This is a genomic window from Pseudomonas sp. FGI182, from assembly GCF_000511325.1.
GTDB lineage: Bacteria > Pseudomonadota > Gammaproteobacteria > Pseudomonadales > Pseudomonadaceae > Aquipseudomonas > Aquipseudomonas putida_Z.
Genome location: NZ_CP007012.1, coordinates 2,160,038 through 2,178,333, shown reverse-complemented (window position 1 = coordinate 2,178,333; position 18,296 = coordinate 2,160,038). Strand labels below are relative to the sequence as shown.

Annotated in this window: 17 protein-coding genes; 11 read left to right on the top strand and 6 right to left on the bottom strand. The window is 63.0% G+C overall.

Annotated features, from left to right (window positions below):
* Positions 1-161 precede the first annotated feature (161 nt).
* On the top strand, positions 162-1,466 hold the full coding sequence (locus C163_RS09745; RefSeq protein ID WP_025338587.1) for an MFS transporter: 1,305 nt from the start codon (positions 162-164) through the stop codon (positions 1,464-1,466).
* A gap of 706 nt (positions 1,467-2,172) precedes the next feature.
* Here C163_RS09745 and C163_RS09740 read toward each other — a convergent pair.
* On the bottom strand, positions 2,173-3,093 hold the full coding sequence (locus tag C163_RS09740; RefSeq protein ID WP_025338586.1) for a LysR family transcriptional regulator: 921 nt from the start codon (positions 3,091-3,093) through the stop codon (positions 2,173-2,175).
* Between the two features lie 312 nt (positions 3,094-3,405).
* Between C163_RS09740 and C163_RS09735 the strand changes: the two genes are divergently transcribed.
* On the top strand, positions 3,406-3,885 hold the full coding sequence (locus C163_RS09735; RefSeq protein WP_025338585.1) for a transposase: 480 nt from the start codon (positions 3,406-3,408) through the stop codon (positions 3,883-3,885).
* 99 nt (positions 3,886-3,984) lie between these two features.
* On the opposite strand, the gene C163_RS09730 is transcribed toward C163_RS09735, so the two are convergent.
* A complete protein-coding gene (locus tag C163_RS09730; protein ID WP_025338584.1) occupies positions 3,985-4,707 on the bottom strand; it encodes a hypothetical protein in 723 nt (240 codons plus the stop codon).
* A gap of 78 nt (positions 4,708-4,785) precedes the next feature.
* Positions 4,786-5,088: a DUF3077 domain-containing protein gene (locus C163_RS09725; protein WP_025338583.1), complete on the bottom strand. Its 303-nt coding sequence runs from the start codon at positions 5,086-5,088 to the stop codon at positions 4,786-4,788.
* Positions 5,089-5,285: 197 nt separating this feature from the next.
* Here C163_RS09725 and C163_RS09720 point away from each other — a divergent pair, with 197 nt between their 5' ends.
* On the top strand, positions 5,286-5,909 hold the full coding sequence (locus C163_RS09720; protein ID WP_025338582.1) for a glutathione S-transferase family protein: 624 nt from the start codon (positions 5,286-5,288) through the stop codon (positions 5,907-5,909).
* Positions 5,910-6,039: 130 nt separating this feature from the next.
* On the opposite strand, the gene C163_RS09715 is transcribed toward C163_RS09720, so the two are convergent.
* Complete coding sequence (locus C163_RS09715) at positions 6,040-7,215, bottom strand: MFS transporter (RefSeq protein WP_025338581.1); 1,176 nt, start codon at positions 7,213-7,215, stop codon at positions 6,040-6,042.
* Positions 7,216-7,309: 94 nt separating this feature from the next.
* On the opposite strand from C163_RS09715, the gene C163_RS09710 reads away from it, so the two are divergent.
* On the top strand, positions 7,310-8,218 hold the full coding sequence (locus tag C163_RS09710) for a LysR family transcriptional regulator (RefSeq protein WP_025338580.1): 909 nt from the start codon (positions 7,310-7,312) through the stop codon (positions 8,216-8,218).
* A gap of 165 nt (positions 8,219-8,383) precedes the next feature.
* The gene (locus C163_RS09705; RefSeq protein WP_025338579.1) at positions 8,384-9,370 is read left to right on the top strand and encodes a 5'-nucleotidase; all 987 of its coding nucleotides are present in this window, start codon (positions 8,384-8,386) and stop codon (positions 9,368-9,370) included.
* A gap of 116 nt (positions 9,371-9,486) precedes the next feature.
* Here the strand turns inward: C163_RS09705 and C163_RS09700 are convergent, their stop codons facing one another.
* A complete protein-coding gene (locus C163_RS09700) occupies positions 9,487-10,128 on the bottom strand; it encodes an HD domain-containing protein (protein WP_025338578.1) in 642 nt (213 codons plus the stop codon).
* 130 nt (positions 10,129-10,258) lie between these two features.
* Here C163_RS09700 and C163_RS09695 point away from each other — a divergent pair, with 130 nt between their 5' ends.
* The 5 genes from C163_RS09695 (at position 10,259) to C163_RS27700 (ending at position 15,793) form a co-directional block, all read left to right on the top strand.
* A complete protein-coding gene (locus C163_RS09695) occupies positions 10,259-11,230 on the top strand; it encodes a GlxA family transcriptional regulator (RefSeq protein WP_025338577.1) in 972 nt (323 codons plus the stop codon).
* A gap of 381 nt (positions 11,231-11,611) precedes the next feature.
* Positions 11,612-12,631: a YafY family protein gene (locus tag C163_RS09690; RefSeq protein ID WP_025338576.1), complete on the top strand. Its 1,020-nt coding sequence runs from the start codon at positions 11,612-11,614 to the stop codon at positions 12,629-12,631.
* A 104-nt stretch (positions 12,632-12,735) separates the two neighbouring features.
* Positions 12,736-13,836: a hypothetical protein gene (locus C163_RS09685; protein WP_025338575.1), complete on the top strand. Its 1,101-nt coding sequence runs from the start codon at positions 12,736-12,738 to the stop codon at positions 13,834-13,836.
* A 62-nt stretch (positions 13,837-13,898) separates the two neighbouring features.
* Positions 13,899-15,521 (top strand): hypothetical protein, encoded by a 1,623-nt coding sequence (locus C163_RS09680; RefSeq protein WP_025338574.1) that lies wholly within the window; start codon positions 13,899-13,901, stop codon positions 15,519-15,521.
* Between the two features lie 2 nt (positions 15,522-15,523).
* Positions 15,524-15,793 carry a YkgJ family cysteine cluster protein gene (locus C163_RS27700; protein ID WP_025338573.1) on the top strand — a complete coding sequence of 90 codons (270 nt, stop codon included), beginning with the start codon at positions 15,524-15,526 and terminating at the stop codon, positions 15,791-15,793.
* Between the two features lie 9 nt (positions 15,794-15,802).
* On the opposite strand, the gene C163_RS09670 is transcribed toward C163_RS27700, so the two are convergent.
* Positions 15,803-16,210: a hypothetical protein gene (locus C163_RS09670; protein WP_256220396.1), complete on the bottom strand. Its 408-nt coding sequence runs from the start codon at positions 16,208-16,210 to the stop codon at positions 15,803-15,805.
* 293 nt (positions 16,211-16,503) lie between these two features.
* Here C163_RS09670 and C163_RS09665 point away from each other — a divergent pair, with 293 nt between their 5' ends.
* On the top strand, positions 16,504-18,261 hold the full coding sequence (locus C163_RS09665) for an OPT family oligopeptide transporter (RefSeq protein ID WP_025338572.1): 1,758 nt from the start codon (positions 16,504-16,506) through the stop codon (positions 18,259-18,261).
* Positions 18,262-18,296: the final 35 nt, after the last annotated feature.

Here is an 18,296-nt window from a genome sequence, read left to right as displayed (position 1 = left end):
GAGCTGATCCGCCAATAACCACTGCTTATCCCCTGCCCGGGTAATAAGCAGGCGTTATTGGCGGATCAGCTCTTTTCATTACCTGCACTGCCGGCAGCGCTCCAACAATCGGCCTGCGTAGTTGCTACGCCTCCCGATAATCACAACAACGAGCTCCTGCGATGAAGACCATCCCCTCCCCGGCCGACCTGGCGCTGCCCGCTGCGGCCCCGATGACCACAGTGCGCTGGCGCATCTTCCTGATCCTGTTGCTGCTGACCGCAATCAACTACATCGACCGCGCCTCGCTGTCGGTGGCGCTGCCGCTGATCGCCCCCGAGTTCAACCTGACGCCGGCCATGGAAGGGCTGATGCTCAGTGCGTTCTTCTGGTCCTATGCCTTGATGCAGATCCCTGGCGGCATGCTGCTGGACCGCTTCCACACCCGCGGCATCATTGGCGCGGCAACCGTGGCCTGGGGCCTGTTCCAGGCACTGGGCGCGGCCTCGCACAACTGGCTGGTACTGCTGCTGACGCGCATCGGCCTGGGCGTGGCCGAGTCGCCGATCATGCCCGCCGGGGCCAAGCTCAATGGCGCCTGGCTGACGCCTAACGAACGTGGCCGTGGCGCGGTGCTGGTGGATGGCGGCGCGCCGCTGGGCAGCGCCCTGGGGGCGATCCTGATTTCCGGGCTGATTGCCTGGCTGGGTTCGTGGCGGTTGGCCTTCGTGGTGGCCGGGGTCGGCACCGTATTGGCCGGCATCCTGGCGTGGAAGTACATCCGCAACCACCCCAGCGAGCACCCGGGGGTGAACGAGGCCGAGCTGCGCCACATCACCGAAGGCAACGCCAGCGCCCATGCCGCGGCAGCCAAGGCCAGGCTGCCGCTGCGCGAGCTGCTCAAGGACCGTTCGATCTTTGCCATGTTCGCCGGCTACAGCTGCATCCTGGCAGTGTTCTACGGCCTGCTGACCTGGATGCCGAGCTACCTGCACAAGGCCCACGGCCTGAACATCTCGGCCATGGGCGGGGCGACCTTCCTGATCTTCATGTGCGGATTTGTCGGCGAACTGATCGGCGGCTGGATCGGTGACCGCTGGCGGGCCAGCGGTGCCTCGCCGAACCTGGTGATGCGCACCATGTTCAGCGGTTCGGCGCTGGTGGCGGCGCTGTGCATCCTGGCGGCAGCCTATGTGGGCGAGACCGTCGCGGTGATCAGCCTGCTGTGCGTGGCGATGTTCTTCATCCGTTGGTGCGGGATGTACTGGTGCCTGCCGGCGATCATCGGCGGGCCGTCGCGTACCGGCGTGCTGGGTGGCACCATGAACTTCTGCGGCAACATGGCCGGGGTGCTGGTGCCGATCGTGATCGGCCTTATCGTGCAGTTCACCGGGGATTACTTCTTTGCGCTGATCTTTTTTGTGGTGGCTGCGGTGTTGATTGCGGTGTTTTCCAGCTTGATCGATTACCGCGAGCGGCGGTTCTGAGATCGAGATTGCGAGATCCCTGTATGGCTTCAGCCGCGAATACCGGCGTAGCCGGTGCCATCCACCGCGTCGCCTGCTTCGCGGGTGAACCCGCTCCCACAGGTACGGCGCAGGCTTCGGGCTCACGCTGTACCTGTGGGAGCGGCTTCAGCCGCGAACACCGGCGCAGCCGGTGCCATCCACCGCATCGCCTGCTTCGCGGGCATGCCCGCTCCCACAAGTACTATGCGGGCTTCGGGTTCACGCTTTACCTGTGGGAGCGGCTTTAGCCGCGAACACCGGCGCAGCCGGTACCATCCACCGCGTCGTATTCTTCGCGGGTGAACCCGCTCCCACAGGTACGGCGAAGGCTTTCGGGCTCACGCTGTATCTGTGTGGGCTTTAGCCGCGAACACCGGCAGAGCCGGTGCCATCCACCGCGTCGCCTGCTTCGCGGGCATGCCCGCTCCCACAGGTACGGCGCAGGCTTCGGGATCACGCTGTACCTGTGGGAGCGGCTTCAGCCGCGAACACCGGCAGAGCCGGTGCCATCCACCGCGTCGCCTGCTTCGCGGGCATGCCCGCTCCCACAAGTACTATGCGGGCTTCGGGTTCACGCTTTACCTGTGGGAGCGGCCGTGGCCGCGAACACCGGCGCAGCCGGTGCCATCCACCGCGTCGTATTCTTCGCGGGTGAACCCGCTTCCACAGGGGGTCGCAACAGGGCTCAACCGGCCGTAAGCTCCTCCACCAGCAACCGCGCCGCCGGCGACAGCGGCGCTGCCACCCGGTGCACGATCCCGAACGGCTCGCTCAGTGCCCGCAGCTTCACTGCCAACGACACCAGCAACCCGCGCTGCTCGGCAAAGGCCGCCACGGCGCTGGGGATCACCGCCACCAGCGTCGGGTCGTCTTCCAGCAGCATGAAGGTGGCAAAGGTGGAGAAGGTTTCCAGCGGGTAGCGTGGTACCTCCACCCCCGCCTCGCTCAACTCACGCTCCAGCGCCTGGCGCATGGGCATGTTCGCCGGGTAGACAATCCAACGGTACTGGCTCAGGTCGCCAACTTCCAGCGCCGCCGCCCCGGCCAGCGGGTGCTGCGGGTGCGCGACCACCGCCAGCGGCTCCTGGGCCAGTTCGACAAAGGCGTAGTCCGCCGCGTTGCGGCCCAGCCCTGGCCGGCAGATGGCCAGGTCCAGGCGCCCTTCATCAAGCTGGGCCAGCAGGTTGGCACTGGTGTTCTCGGCGATCTCCACCGCCAGTTGCGGCTGCTTGCGGCGCAACCGCCCGAGGGCACCGACCAGGGTCGGCATGGCACCCATGATGCTACCCACCGCCAGCCGCCCACCCTGGCCCTGGACGATGCCCAGCACCTCCTCGCGCAAATGCCCCAGGTCACTGTGAATCAACCGCGCATATCGCACCACGCAACGGCCTACGTCATTGGCCACCAGGCCGCTGGGCAGGCGCTGGAACAACGGCACACCCAGCACCTCCTCCACCTCGCGCAAGGCCTTGGTTGCACCAGGCTGGGAAATCGCCATGGCCTCCGCCGCCTTGTGCAGGGAGCCGCAACGGTCCAGTTCGATGAGCAGGCGTAACTGACGCAGGCGCAGGCGGGAAAAAATGGAGTCCAGGGAGGGGATCATCAGGCAGGCTCGGCATGGGTCTTGTAATGCCGAGCACTATAGAGGGTTGTCAACGGGCGATTGTTGAGTTTGCGGCAAATGTCCTTTGCCCCAGAAACACGCATTTTCGCCTTTTCTGTAGGAGCAGCCTTGTGCTGCGAAGAGGCCGGTACTGACCAAACATGTGTATCACTCGTACCGGCCTCTTCGCAGCACAAGGCTGCTCCTACAAAGGTGTATGGCTGCAAAACAAGGTAACGATCTGCCAACGTCGGTAGCGTCTGGAATCTCTATTGTAGGTATCCCACACGAAACGGATGCGAGGAACACTACATGGATCGTGCTGAGGCCAACCTGCTACGCCGGGGGCGTTTTTCAGAGCCTGGCAGGCTGTACCTGCTGACCACTGTCACCCATGCACGCAAGCCGCTGTTTCAGGATCTTCGTACAGCTCGCCTGGTCATCAGGGAGCTGAGGCGGTCGGAACGCCTTGGTGCTTGCCGCTCACTTGCCTGGGTGCTGATGCCTGACCACTTGCATTGGCTGGTAGAGCTGCGTGCTGTCACATTGAGCAGCCTGATGCGGCAGTTCAAATCGCGATCTGGTACGGCATTGTGCAAGGCGGGCGTGAGCCCGGGCCAAGTCTGGCAACGCGGGTTTCATGACCGAGCGCTGCGCCAGGACGATGATGTGCGCAAGGTAGCCCGATACATCATTGCCAACCCTCTGCGGGCTGGCCTGGTAGCAGAGATTGGCGATTATCCACACTGGGACGCAGTATGGCTCACTGACAGCCTGCACAACTCCTTGTAGGAGCAGCCTTGTGCTGCGAAGAGGCCGGTACAGGCGATACACATGTTCAGTCAGTACCGGCCTCTTCGCAGCACAAGGCTGCTTCTACAGGTGAGGCGTTCAGTGCGGGTTACGACGCGACAGGCAGGCATACCCCAGGCCCAGCACGCTGGCCGCCAATACGCCCAGCAGCACCATCAGCTCGCGGCTGTAACGGGCCACCCAGGCCGGGAAACCGATGACCTCGCGGTAAACCTGTATGTCAGCCTTGCCATCGGCGTGACTGATGCTGACCCCGCCCTGGCGGATCTGTGAGTAGTCCGCATCGAAATACACCCATACCTTGCACGCGCCACCCGGCTCGATGACGGGGATGTCCGCTTGCATGGTGGAGGTTTCCAGGATGGTGTCATTGCCAGCTGCATCGCGCACCTGCACAAGGCCTTTCGCCGGCAGGCGGATTTTCACCTGGCGCACCTGCGCATCACCGCTGTTGCGCAGCTCGATGAGCAGACCGGTACGGTGGTCGACCAGCCCGGCCTCGAAGGGCTTGGCGAACAGCTGGGCATACGGCGCCTGGGCCATTTCGATCAGCCGCTCGACCTGATCGTGGCTCAGCCCGCCCTCGCTGATGGCATTGATACGCCCCTGCAACTGCTCGTACTTGAGCTGCTCGCTGGCTTTGGTGATGCGTTCGCTGAACTGGCTGGGATAGGTGAGGTAGGCATAGGTCAGCGATGCCTCCAGGCGCGGGTTGCCCCTGAGCAACCCATAGGCGGCCAGCAGGACCATCAGGCCAAGCAGCACGGCTACGAGGAGTTTCCCCACCTTGTCCCAGCTCAATGCGAACTTCCTTCTGTCGTGATACAGAGATTCAAACTGACCAAGGGTGCCAAGTTCATGGTCCCCAGGCAAGTCTGACTAAGGCTCCTGCTCGCCTCCCCGAGCCTGGCGCAACTGCTGCAACTGACCGTCGATAAGCGCCTTGGCCATGCCTGCCAGGTAATACGTGGCCTGCATCATCGCCTTGCGGTCACCAGGCCGGTCGATGGCCTTGCGGGTGAGTTCGGTAATGCAGCCCATGATGCTCGAGGCCTCCATCAGCGCCGTACGCATTGGCAGCTGCGCGTTCATCTGCACCAGTTCGGCGCCGCCGTTGCCAAAACGGCCCGCTGCGCGCACGACATTGAGGTTGCTGCTTTCTTTCGGAGTGTCTTTGTCCATGTCCATTCCTCGGGGTTACGAGCGTGCCGAGACTAGGGCGCTGCATGCCCCGCCACAATAACCTTGGGGGTGGAAAGGCTTACTTTCGGAAATGGACTACAAGGAACCTACAAAGGGGATGCTCCACCACCACTCAGGCTCTTGACCGGCAACCGGCAGTGACGGACGATCAATCTCCCCCCACAAGGATGAACACCATGCTACGGATACTGGGCAGAGCCTCCTCCATCAATGTACGAAAAGTCCTGTGGGCGTGCGCCGAGTTCGAGGTCGCGTTCGAGCGCGAAGACTGGGGGGCGGGTTTCAAGCCCACGGACAGCGCCGAGTTCCTTGCGTTAAACCCCAACGCCATGATCCCGGTGATCCAGGATGGCGACTTCACCCTGTGGGAATCCAACAGCATCATCCGCTACCTGGCCACGCGCTATGGCGCCACCGGGTTCTACCCGGGCGAGGCGCAGGCGCGGGCCAGGATCGACCAGTGGATCGACTGGCAGGCCTCGGACCTCAACCGTTCCTGGAGCTACGCGTTCATGTCGCTGGTCAGGCACTCGCCCGCCCACCAGGACCCACAGGCCCTGGCCGCCGGCTGCGCGGACTGGGCGCGCTACATGCACATTCTCGACCGCCAGCTGGCAAGCACCGGTGCCTACGTGGCCGGCAGCCAGTTCACCTTGGCCGACATCCCCATTGGCCTGTCGGTCAACCGCTGGTTCGAAACGCCGTTCGAGCACCCGCACCTGCCGGCAGTGCGCGATTATTACGAGCGGCTGAGCGAGCGCCCGGCCTATCACCTGCATGGCCGTAACGGTACGCCGTGATGGGCAAAACTGTGGGGCTGCCTTGCAGCCCATCGCGACACAAGGCCGCTCCTACAAGGAATCGCGGTTTCCTGTAGGAGCGGCCTTGTGTCGCGATGGGGCGCAAAGCGCCCCCGAAGATCTCCACCTGTTACACAGCAACCTGACTCGCCGCAGCCCCCGCCCGCCCCCGCCAAGCGAACAGCAGCACCAACACCAGGCCCAAAACCGCCATCGCCGCCCCCGCCAGGGAAACCGCCGAATACCCCAGCCCGGCATTGATCACCGCCCCACCCAGCGCCGCACCAATCGCGTTACCCAGGTTGAACGCCCCGATATTCACCGCCGACGCCAGGTTGGGCGCATCCTTGGCCGCCTCCATCACCCGCATCTGCAGCGGCGGCACCAGGGCAAAGCTGGCAGCGCCCCACACCAGGATCGCCAGCGCAGTCGGCAGCGGCCAGTCCATCACCAGCGGGAACACCAGCAACACCGCAATCAGCACGGCCAGCGACAGCATCAGGGTACGGTCGATCGAGCGGTCCGCCGCCTTGCCACCCCACACATTGCCCAAGGTCAGGCCGACACCGAACAACACCAGCATGGCCGTGACGAAGGTGGTGGACGCTGCCGCCTCGCTCTGCAGGATCGGCGCGATGTAGGTGAATACCGTGAACATCGCACTGGAGCCCACCACGGTCAGCAGCAGTGCCGCCAGCACCGGCCCGCGGCCGAGCACGCGGATTTCGGCCATGGCCCCGCCACCCTTGGGCGACGGCACATTGGGCAGTGCGTACCAGAGGGTGGTCATTGCCACCAGGCCGAGCCCGGCGATGCCCCAGAATGCCGTGCGCCAGCCCAGCATTTCACCGAACCAGGTCGCCAGCGGCACTCCGCCGATGGTGGCCAGGGTCAACCCCATGAACATGGCGGCCACGGCCCCGGCGCGCTTCTCGGGCGGCACCACGCTGGCCGCGACGATCGAGCCGATGCCGAAGAACGCACCGTGGTTCAGCGAGGTGACCACGCGAGCGACCAGCAGGCTGGCGTAGTCGCTGGCCAGGGCCGACATCAGGTTGCCGAGGGTGAAGATGGCCATCAGCCCGATCAGCAGGTAACGCCGCGGGATCTTCACCGTGGCCAGGGTCATCAACGGTGCGCCGATCAGCACACCGATCGCATAGGCACTGACCAACAGCCCGGCAGCGGGGATGGAGACGCCAAGGTCGGTGGCGATGCTGGGCAACATGCCCATGGGGGCGAACTCGGTGACCCCGATGCCAAAGGCACCGATGGCGAGTGCGACAAGAGGTGGATTGATACGCATGGCAAGCTCCTTATCTGTGCTGCAAATGCTACGATCCGAAGCCAAGCCGCACTAGACTGCATTTTTGCGAACCACCTTTGCTGAAGAGGCACAAATGGACTTCAGTGGAAGATCCGGAGAGATGGAAATATTTGCCAAGGTGGCCCAGGAGGGCAGCCTGTCCGCAGCCGCCCGGGCGCTGGGCCTGACGCCTTCGGCGGTGAGCCGCATCCTCGCGCGCACCGAACAGCGCCTGGGCACCCGCCTGCTGCTGCGCACCACCCGGGCGATCACCCTCACGCCCGAAGGCGAAGCGTACCTGCGCGGTGCACGGCGGGTGCTGGCCGACATGCTCGAAGTGGAAGAGGCCATCACCGACCAAGGCGTGCCACGCGGGCGCTTGCGGGTCAGCGCAGCGCTGGGCCATGGCCGCTTGACCGTGGTGCCGTTGCTGGCGGCATTCAGCGCGCGCTACCCGAAGGTGCTGGTCGACCTTACACTCAGCGACGAAGTGGCCGACATTCTCGGCGGCCAGGCCGACGTGGCGCTGCGCTTCGGCCACCTGCCGGACAGTTCGTTGAGCGCCCGCGCCATTGGCGAAACCGGCCAGGTGATCGTCGCCTCGCCCGAGTACCTGGCGCGCTGCGGTACGCCGCTTGTGCCAGAGGACCTGGCCCGGCACAACTGCCTGCGCTTCAACTTCCGCCGCGCCGCGCCCGACTGGCCGTTCCGCCGCGACGGGCAGGCGTTTTCATTGAAGGTGACGGGCAATATCGAATGCAGCAGCGGCGAGGCCCTGGCGCAGTTGGCCAGGCTCGGCGCCGGCGTGGCGCGCATCGGTACCTTTACCGTGGCCGACGACCTTGCCAACGGGCAGCTGGTGCCGTTGCTGGAGGCGTACAACCCGGGTGATCGCGAGCCGATCCATGCGGTGTTCGTCGGCGGCCCGGCGATGCCGGCGCGGGTGCGGGTGTTCGTGGATTTTCTGGTGGAGCAACTGTCAGTCCTGCCCAGCGCCTTGTAGGAGCGGCCTTGTGTCGCGAAAGGGCTGCAGAGCAGCCCCAACAGACTATGCACAGTTGCTGAAATCCAGGGGCCGCTTTGCGGCCCTTTCGCGACACAAGGCCGCTCCTACAGAATCGCGCTGTACAGGATCCCTTGCCCTCGGCTCATGTTCAGGAGTTACTTCATGCCCTACCCCATCGAACAGAAACTGGTCATCGGCGTTGCTTCGAGTGCGCTGTTCGACCTCACCGTCTCGGACGACATCTACCAGACCCAGGGCGTCGAGGCTTACCGCCAGCACCAGCAGCAGAACCTGGACGAACCCTTCCCCAAGGGTGTGGCGTTCCCGTTCATTCGCCGCTTCCTGAGCATCAACCAGGCCTTCCCCGAGCAGTTGCCGGTGGAGGTGGTGCTGCTGTCGCGCAACTCGCCGGAAACCGGCCTGCGGGTGTTTCGCTCGATCAGCCACTACCAGCTGGACATCACCCGCGCGGCGTTCATGTCGGGCCGCTCGCCCTATGAGTACATCCCGGCGTTCAATGCCTCGCTGTTCCTCAGCGCCAACGAGGAGGATGTGCAGAAAGCCATCGACGCCAACTACCCGGCCGGCCGGGTGCTGCCGACACGCATCTACGATGACGAAATCGACACCGAACTGCGGGTAGCCTTCGACTTTGACGGGGTGATTGCCGATGACGAGGCCGAGCGCGTCTACAAGCGCGACGACAACCTGGACGAGTTTCAGGAGCATGAACGCGTGCGCAAGGGCATCCCGCATTCGCCGGGGCCGCTGGCGGACCTGTACCGCAAGCTTTCGCTGATTCGCATGCTCGAAGACCGCAAGTTGGCCGAGGACCCGGCGTACAAGCGCATCTTGCGGATTGCCATTGTGACGGCGCGCAATGCCCCTTCGCATGAGCGGGTGGTGACGACGTTGAAGGACTGGGGCGTATCGCCGGACGAGTGCTTCTTTCTGGGCGGGATGGAAAAACCCAGGGTGCTGTCGATACTGAAACCGCATGTGTTCTTTGATGACCAGCGCAGCCATTTGCAATCGCCGGCGGGGGATTTGCCGATGGTGCATGTGCCGTTCGGGGTGGCGAATCGCGAGCGCTCGGTAGCGGACTCTGCGCTCGACGTGCCAGCTCCCACTTCGATAGCACCGGTTTGATCTGATGCCCAACCTGTGGGAGCGGGCACGCCCGCGAAGGGCCGCAAAGCGGCCCCAATCTGTATAGCTGACAGGCACCAGGGACTGCGATCACCGGCAACACCAGCCCGCTTTACTCAGCTCGCCCAGCAGGACTGCCGAATGACGCTGCAGAAATTCCCAGGCCGGAATGCAGGCTCCTTGTCCGCGATCACATCCGCCTTCACGTTGCCAAACGTGGTCTGCGGCTTGTGCCGGATCCCGTCGTAAAACGCCTGGATGATCGCCTCCTTGAACCGCTCCCCACGCGGGTGCGCCTGGACCACGGCATCCCGCGCGGCAATCCCCAGCCCTTCGTGGTGCAGCCCCAGCACATCAGTCTCCACCCCCGCCGTGACCAGGGCGATCAACGGGTGCATGTGCTCTGGAATGCCCGGCGTGGTATGCAGCGCGATCGCCGTCCACACTCGCTCGACATCGCGCTCGTCCACGCCGTGGCGCTGGAGGAAATCGCGCGCCGCATTGGCACCGTCCACCTCGAAGCGGCAGCAATCGCTGCTGTGCTGATGGGTCAGGCCCATGTCATGGAACATGCAGCCTGCGTACAGCAGTTCACTGTCGTAACGCAGCCCCAGCCGCTGCCCGGCAAGGGCCGCGAAGTAGAACACCCGGCTGGAGTGGTGGAACAGCAAAGGGGAAGCCGTGTCACGGACGAGCTCGGTGATTTCCCGAGCCATGGCGCTGTCGGGCACCTGGATACCGGCGATGGATGAGGACATGGTCGCTCCTGGGTGGGTTGATGACGAGCCCAGTCTGCGGTCGTGAGCCCATGTCCTCAATTGACTTGTAGCGCCAGATACTGCCATTGTCGGCGGATTACGGACTTGCGGCGCAACGCCCGGAGCCACCATGCCCTCTGCCCCCTTCACGGTCGCCATCCTGGCCATGCCCGGCGTACAACTGCTGGATGCCTGCGGCCCGCTCGATGTGTTCGCCGAAGCCAACCGCCAGGCCGGCCGTGACGCCTATCGCCTGCTGTTGCTGGCTTGCGAACCGGGGCCGCTGGTGAGCTCTTCCGGTACGCGCCTGGTCGCCGACGGCTGGATCGGCGAAGACCTGGAAGCCATCGACACCTTGCTGGTAGCCGGCACGCCGCAGGCTGCCGAGCAATACCTGCGCCCCGGCATTCTGGACTGGCTGCGGCAACGCGCGGGCGCTTGCCGGCGTTACGGCTCGGTGTGCACGGGGGCGTTTGCCCTGGCGGCTGCCGGGTTGCTGGATGACCGGCGTGTGACCACCCATTGGGCCGTGGCGCAGCCGCTGGCCGAGCGTTATCCGCGGGTGCAGGTGGATGCCGATGCCATTCAGGTGCATGACGGCAACCTGCGTACCGCTGCGGGGGTAACGGCCGGGCTGGACCTAGCACTGGCCCTGGTGGAAGAAGACCTGGGGCGGGATATTGCCAAGCAGGTTGCCGGGCACCTGGTGATGTACTTCAAGCGGCCTGGCGGGCAGCTGCAGTTCAGCCGGCAGGGCGGGACATCACCGGTTGGGCGTTCGGCATTGCAGGGGTTGCAGCGTTACGTGGCCGCCAACCCTGCACTGGACCACGGGGTTGCCAGCCTGGCTGCGCGGGTTGGGCTGAGCCCGAGGCATTTTGCACGGGTGTTTCAGGGTGATGTGGGCATGACCCCGGCCGCGTGGGTGGAGCTGGCGCGGGTGAATGCTGCGCGGGCGCGGCTGGAGGCTGGGCGGGAGGCACCGAAGCAGGTGGCGGCGCTGTGTGGGTTTGCCAATGCGGATACATTGCGGCGGGCGTTCGTGAAGCATGTGGGGGTGACGCCGGCGGAGTATCGCAAGCGGTTTGGGCGGTCGGGGTGAGGAGACCTTGATAAGCGTGGCGTTCACGCAATGTGCAACGCCAATCTGCCCCCAGCGACACAGGTTGTCGCCCTCCTGGCAAAAGCTACCCACACCAAGCCAGGAGGAAAACGAGATGAGAGACCTGTTTGCAGTCATCGGCTTTGCCGTGGTGGTGAAGAAGGGATACGAGTGGTATCGCGAGTACAGCGAGCTCAAACGCGAAAAAGCGCAACGGCAGTGAGCCCGCAAAGCCGTGTAATACCAAAGGCGATAAAAATTGACGCGCAAATGCGCCATTAAACCGCCATTACCACTAGCACATGGCCACCATTCACCGGTACGATCCGCACAGCTAGAAGTCGTGCCGGGCAGCCGGTGATCCAGAACAAGGTCGTTTTCATGTCACAAGCGAAGGATACGCTGCTCAGACTGTTTGCCTTACTCCGTCTTATCCCGACAGAGCCACAGCGCATTGCCACCCCCACGTTGCTGGAGAAGCTTCGCGATCGCGGGTTTTCGGTCACGCTGCGTTCCATTCAACGCGACCTGAATCGGTTGTCCATCCCCTTCTCCCTCGTGTGCGACGACAGCGAGATGCCTTTCCGCTGGAGCTTCACTCGTAACGCACCCTTGCAGATGCAAGACATGGATGCGCCTACGGCATTGGCGCTTTACCTGTCCGAAAACCATCTGCATGCCTTGTTGCCGCAAACAGTCCTGGACCAACTGGGCCCGCAGTTCCGCCGCGCCCGTAACTACCTGCATGGCGTAGGGGCCAATGGCCTGGCCGACTGGGCCCGGCGCGTTCGTGCACTGCCCAACGGTAAAACCTTGATCCCGGCTGCGGTGTTGCCAGAGGTATGGGCACAGGTATCCAGCGCGTTGCTGGAGCGTCGGCAACTGCAGGTTAGCTATCGAAGCCGCAGCAAAGATGCCATCAAGCAATTTCGCCTGCATCCGGCCGGGCTGGTATCGCGCCATGCCATCAGCTACCTGATTGCGACGGTTGATGACTACAGTGACCTGCGCCAGTTTGCATTGCATCGCATCCAGCAAATCGAAGTGCTCGGCGAAGCTGCCGAGCTGCACAGCAGCTTCGATGTCGACGACTACATCGCCAGCGGCGTATTCAACCTGCGCCAATCCGACGCCCATGTAGAACTGATCGCCGATGTTCATCCACAGATCGCCACCTTGTTGCACGAGACGCCCCTCAGCCAGCAACAGGAATTGACTGACCTGCCTTCAGAGGACTGGAAGCGATTACGCGCCAAGGTGCCCCTGGACCGGGAAACGCTGTGGTGGATATTCGCGCTCAACGACAACATCCGCCTACATGCCCCACAGGTCTGGGTCGACGAGATCCGCCAGCGTTTGCGCTCGATGCAAGCGTTCTACCTGGAGGCTTGCCCCGCCTGACCTCGACCCTGCAGTACGTTGTGCCGATTTTCCGCTACCGCTGCTCAATGTGAGCGCGAAAGCAAACCTAGACAGATATCGATATCCACCAAAAGGACATTGCCATGCCGCTTCCTCTAATCCTCGGTGCCGCCGCCCTGGTTACAGCTGCTTACGGAGCCAAGAAAGGCTACGACGGATACCAACGTCATTCGGAAGCCGACGAAATTGTCAAAGGCGCCCAGGAACGCTATGAGGCGAAGAAGGAAATCTTTGACGAGCAGGAAACCAAAACCACTTCCGCTCTCGAAGCCTTGGGGAAAAAGGAACTGGAGATCGGCCAGAGTTTTGCTGAATTCAAGGTACTGGCCGACAAACTGCTGGACCAGATGAACGCCGGCCGCCAGCACAAACTGGAAGTCAACATTCCCAAGCACAACCTGCAAAAGGTCGACAGCTACAGCTTCACTGCTGTTGGCGTGCTGGGTACCGTAGCGGGCGCAGGTACTGCGGGCGCTGCGGCGGGCTTCGCCGTCTATGGCGGTGTAATGGCCCTGGGCGCGGCATCGACCGGCACCGCCATTTCGTCGCTGGCTGGTGTTGCCGCTACCAACGCGACCCTGGCGGCAATCGGTGGCGGCTCTTTGGCTACCGGTGGCCTGGGCATGGCAGGCGGTACCGCAATTCTGGGCGCAGCAGTGGCCGCCCCGGTATTGGCGATTGCTGGCTGGGCTTACAACAGCCACGGCGAGGAGGCACTGAAAAACGCCCGCAAAGCCGACCAGGAAGTTACAGCGGCAGTCGGCAAGCTTGCCCGCGCCACCGAAATGCTCGGTGAAACAGAACACTACACCCGCAAGATCCGTCGTTCGCTGATGTCCATCTACGCCCAGTTCAATCAGTATTTCGACAGCCTGAAGGACATCGACAGCTTCCTGCAGGACCTCAAAGGCCGCAACGTCGATGCCAAGGCGGAACTGGCCAAGCACAACGAGTCGATCGTGCGCACCATCGAAAACGGCTACGCCCTGGCGGCCATTCTGGTGAACGTCATCACCACCCCGATCTTCAAGCTCAAGAAGGTCAACGGTCAGGTCGCCAAGGACAAAGATGGCGTTCCGACCATGGAACTGGACAACGACGGTTCGATGGTCCTGAACGAGAGCGAACTCGACAAAGTGATGGTCAGCGCCAGCGCTGAAGCAGAAAAGGTCGAAGCAGCCTGATGCCCTCCCGGGGAAGGCTCGCCTTCCCCACCTCCCCCTTTTCGATTTTCATGGACCCGAACATGCACGCCGCAGCGCGAGACTATCCCTGGGCTGAAGAGCTCGAGAAAACCGTAGTCACCAGCCTGGCCACCAGTTTTGGCCTGGACTTTCTTTTGTTCCAGGACAAACACGGCGGCGAGGTGGACACCATCCACAATGCACGCAATGGCGTTTGGGCAACGGAGCAGGAGAAGCAACGCTTTGAAAAGCGCGGCGACTACAATCCGGATCCATACCATCAGCACGAAAACTACATCGAGACAGGGCGCCGGGACAAAGCCACTCACCTGGCTGGCGAACTTCACGACCCTTACCGCAACACCACGTTGACTGCAGCCCAGAAACGCAACCTTGATCACGTTATCAGTGCCAAGGAAATTCATGACGATGCCGGCCGCGTGCTGGCCGGGCTGGACGGTGTCGAGCTGGCGAACCAGAGCAGCAACCTGCAAACGACCCACGAGAGCATCAACAAGTCGAAAGGCCAGACGCCTATCAACGACTACCTCCGCGATTTGCCCGAGCTGATCGGCAGAAGCGAAACCAAACTGGCAAAGGACCGAGCACGCCTGGCTACCTTGCCGCGTGACACCCCCGAGCAACAGCACAATGCACGCGTGCTGGAAGATCAGATTCGCAAAGACGAAAACAAGATCGAAACGTTGAAGGCCATCGACCCCGATGAGATGCGCAAACGGGACGAGGCTGCCCGGGCGCCCTACAACGAACAGATCAACCGCGCCTACTACACCAGCAGCAAGTTCTGGAAGCAAAGCGCTTCCGCGTCGCTGGATGCCGGCCTGAAAATGGGTGCCCGCCAGATGCTTGGCCTGGTGCTGGCCGAAGTCTGGTTCGAATTGCGCGGGCAGGTGCCGGCGCTGCTTGAAAAACTCAAGCACAAGTTCGACTTCGAAACCTTCATCGACAGCGTCAACAGCACCTTGAAAGGCATCTGGACGCGTGTGCAAAAACGCTTCACGGACTTTCTCATCGGCTTCAAGGACGGCGTTTTCGCGGGTGTCATGGCCAGCGCGACCACCACGCTGTTCAATGTGTTCGCCACGACCAAGGTCATGGCGGTCAAGATCATCCGCGAGGTCTGGGGCCAGTTGGTCAAGGCCATCAAACTGATGATCTTCAACCCCGAACAACTGGGCTTCGTCGACCTCTGCAAGGCCGTTACCAGCTTGATGTCCCTCGGTGCCGCCACTGTCGTGGGCACCATGGTGCATGCCCAACTGCTGCCACTGTGCAGCTTCCCGTTCGGCGGTGAACTGGTGGCGTTTGCCAGCGCACTGGTCACCGGCGTGGTCACCCTGGGCCTGAACTACTTCCTGCTGCACAGCCCAGTGGCCCACAAGCTTTGGGCCTTCATCGAGTCGATCATGCCCCACGCCGGTGTGGTCAAGCACTTCGAGTCGGTAAACGCAGAGCTGGACCGTTACCTGACCGAGCTGAGCAAGCTTGAGTTCAACCTGGATGCTTATGAGCTTGAAGCGTTCTCGCTGACACTGATGGCCTGCAACGATGAACTTCAGCGCGGCATGGTGCTGAAAGCTGAAGTAGCCAAGCGCAACATCGAGCTGCCGTTTGAAATGGGCAACAGTGCGAGCACTCGCGACTGGCTGGCCTCGCTGGTGTAAGGATGCAGCCGTTTCCGTGCAACCAGTGCGGCCTGTGCTGCCGAAACGTTCACCTGGCCGAGGAAACGCGCTTCCTCGACCGGGGGGACGGTACCTGTCGACATCATGACTTGCCCAGCAAACGCTGCACGATCTACAACGACAGGCCCGATATATGCCGGGTGGATCGGCAATATGAGCTGCACTACGCCAACCGGTATGGCTGGGACGAGTTTGTGAAGCTTAATGTTCAGGTATGTGAGGTGCTGCAAGAGCAGTCGCCACAAGGCTAGATCTGCTGCCTACGCCATCCGCCAATCATCGCCCGGCATGATGCGTCGCATGAACTCATCGAAGAGCGGTACCGTGAACGCCGTATCACCGTGGTTCGGGCTATAGATCATCCCTTTATCGATCAATGCACTACGCAACGGCGCGAGCGTGGAAACCTTCCGCTCCAGGCGCGCCGCAATATCCCCAGAGCGATGAGGGCCGGCCCCCAGATCCGCCATGCCACGCAGGTACTTCTTTTCCGCAAGCGTAAGGCGGTCAAAGCGCACCCGGAAGAAGCTCTCATCCAATGTGGCAATCGCCTGCTCTGAAGCGGTTTCGACATCAGCGCTGGTGATGGGGCCCTGCGTGGCTACATCCCATGAATGCTTGCCCCACTCCTGCAGGAAGTAGGGATAGCCCTGTGAATGCGTCAGCACACTTTCCAGCGCTGTATCTTAGAATGCTACGCCTTCATCTTCTGCAGGCGGGTCCATGACTTATACCGAGATTAGGAAAGTTATCGAATTTAGATAACTTAACTAATCTCTCTTGATTCGGCATGTCAAGCGAGCCCCTGTGCACAGCACTTTCCTTGAGACCCGACGGTGTTGCCGCTAGCACTTCCGGGCTGTTGCTGGGCACCTTTCACAACCAGAAGCGACAGTGAACCTTTGTGGCGGCAGTGGCTCAGTTGTGCAAAGCGCGCTTACCACTCCGACAAGGGATTGCCATGAGAGATGCCCCGTCCACCGCCCTTCCCCAGGCTCGCATCGAACGTGAACTGAGCCTGCGGGCGGTGCTCACCGGCGTAGTGCTGGGCATTCTGCTGACACCCTCGAATGTGTACGCGGGCCTTCGGATCGGCTGGTCGTTCAACATGTCGATCATCGCCTTGCTGGTCGGCTTCACCCTGTGGCAGGGCCTGGCGGGGCGCAGCAAGGGCCGGCCCGCATGGACGTTGCACGAAAGCAACATCAACCAGACCGTGGCCTCGGCCGCCGCGTCCATCGTTTCTGGCGGGCTGGTCGCGCCGATCCCCGCCTATACCCTGCTCACCGGTCACCAGCTGGACCCGCTGCCGATGATGGCCTGGGTGTTCTCCGTGAGCTTCCTGGGCATCTGGATCGCCTGGTATCTGCGCCCCGCCCTGCTCGATGACCATGGCCTGAAGTTCCCTGAGGGCATGGCGACCCTGGAGACATTGCAGCAGATCTACCGCCACGGCCACGAAGCCATGATGCGGATAAAGGTGCTGTGCAGCGCCGCGTTGCTGTCGGGGCTGGTGAAGTGGATTGACGGGTTCGTCTGGGCGATACCGCGCTGGGCACCCTCGCCTGTGCTCGAGCGCCTGACCTTCACGCTCGATCCTTCGCTGATGCTGGTCGGCTTCGGCGGCATCATCGGTATCCGCGTGGGCCTGACGCTGCTGTTCGGCGCCGCGCTGGCCTGGGGCGGGCTGGCACCGTGGCTGATCGACCATGCCCTGGTGGTGCTGGCCCCGAACGCCAGCGGCCCACAGTTCGCTGCCCTGGTGGAATGGCTGTTGTGGCCGGGCGTCAGCCTGATGGTATGCGCGACCCTGACTTCATTGTCGGTCCGCCTGTTGCAAATGCCCCGGCAAAGGCCCACCGCCCCGCTGGCAAGTCGGGCAGCGCACGCCCGTGGGCGATTTTCCCTGGCACCTGCGTGCGGGCTGTTATTGTCCATTGCGCTGGTGGTGGCGTTACAGGCGTTGCTGTTCGGCATCGACTGGTGGATGGCGCTGCTGAGCATTCCCTTGGCGATATGCCTTGCGGTGGTCGCCGCGCGCGTGGTTGGCGCCACCGGTATTGCGCCGATCGGCGCCATCGGCAAGCTGTCGCAGCTCAGCTTTGGCCTGGTCGCCCCGGGCCAGGTGGCCATCAACCTGATGAGCGCCAACACTGCCGGCGGCGCGGCCGGGCAAGCCACCGACCTGATGAACGACTTCAAGGTTGGCCAGGCGATCGGCGCCACACCACACAAGCAACTGATTGCACAGTGCCTGGGCATTCTCATCGGCAGCGTGGCGGGCGTGCTGGTGTACCTGGTGCTGATTCCCGATCCGCAGACCCTGCTGCTTAGCGAGCAATGGCCCGCACCGGCCGTGGCGACCTGGAAAGCCGTGGCCCAGACCCTGATGCAGGGGCTGGGGGCTCTGTCGCCGGAGCTGCGCTGGGCGATCGTGGCCGGCAGCGCGGCAGGCGTACTGCTGGGCGCGCTGGACAGCCTGCTGCCGCAATGGGTGGCGCGCTGGCTGCCGAGTACCGGCGCGCTGGGGCTGGCGTTCATACTGCCGGCATCGATCAGCATGATGATGGGGCTCGGCGCGGTGGTTACCTGGCTGGTCGGCTGCCGTTGGCCGAGCGTTACCGAGCGGTTTGCGATCACGGCCGCAGCGGGGCTGATTGCCGGGGAAAGCATTACCGGGGTGGCGGCATCGTTCTGGGAGATGGTGCGGATGCTGTAGCGGTTGGCATGGCGCGGCCATGCTGCCGGGCAGCC

Excerpts from the sequence above, each read along its gene's own strand:
- C163_RS09745 (WP_025338587.1), top strand. The coding sequence starts at position 162 with ATGAAGACCATCCCCTCCCCGGCCGACCTGGCGCTGCCCGCTGCGGCC.
- C163_RS09740 (WP_025338586.1), bottom strand. The coding sequence starts at position 3,093 with ATGATCCCCTCCCTGGACTCCATTTTTTCCCGCCTGCGCCTGCGTCAG.
- C163_RS09735 (WP_025338585.1), top strand. The coding sequence starts at position 3,406 with ATGGATCGTGCTGAGGCCAACCTGCTACGCCGGGGGCGTTTTTCAGAG.
- C163_RS09725 (WP_025338583.1), bottom strand. The coding sequence starts at position 5,088 with ATGGACAAAGACACTCCGAAAGAAAGCAGCAACCTCAATGTCGTGCGC.
- C163_RS09720 (WP_025338582.1), top strand. The coding sequence starts at position 5,286 with ATGCTACGGATACTGGGCAGAGCCTCCTCCATCAATGTACGAAAAGTC.
- C163_RS09715 (WP_025338581.1), bottom strand. The coding sequence starts at position 7,215 with ATGCGTATCAATCCACCTCTTGTCGCACTCGCCATCGGTGCCTTTGGC.
- C163_RS09710 (WP_025338580.1), top strand. The coding sequence starts at position 7,310 with ATGGACTTCAGTGGAAGATCCGGAGAGATGGAAATATTTGCCAAGGTG.
- C163_RS09705 (WP_025338579.1), top strand. The coding sequence starts at position 8,384 with ATGCCCTACCCCATCGAACAGAAACTGGTCATCGGCGTTGCTTCGAGT.
- C163_RS09700 (WP_025338578.1), bottom strand. The coding sequence starts at position 10,128 with ATGTCCTCATCCATCGCCGGTATCCAGGTGCCCGACAGCGCCATGGCT.
- C163_RS09695 (WP_025338577.1), top strand. The coding sequence starts at position 10,259 with ATGCCCTCTGCCCCCTTCACGGTCGCCATCCTGGCCATGCCCGGCGTA.
- C163_RS09690 (WP_025338576.1), top strand. The coding sequence starts at position 11,612 with ATGTCACAAGCGAAGGATACGCTGCTCAGACTGTTTGCCTTACTCCGT.
- C163_RS09685 (WP_025338575.1), top strand. The coding sequence starts at position 12,736 with ATGCCGCTTCCTCTAATCCTCGGTGCCGCCGCCCTGGTTACAGCTGCT.
- C163_RS09680 (WP_025338574.1), top strand. The coding sequence starts at position 13,899 with ATGCACGCCGCAGCGCGAGACTATCCCTGGGCTGAAGAGCTCGAGAAA.
- C163_RS27700 (WP_025338573.1), top strand. The coding sequence starts at position 15,524 with ATGCAGCCGTTTCCGTGCAACCAGTGCGGCCTGTGCTGCCGAAACGTT.
- C163_RS09665 (WP_025338572.1), top strand. The coding sequence starts at position 16,504 with ATGAGAGATGCCCCGTCCACCGCCCTTCCCCAGGCTCGCATCGAACGT.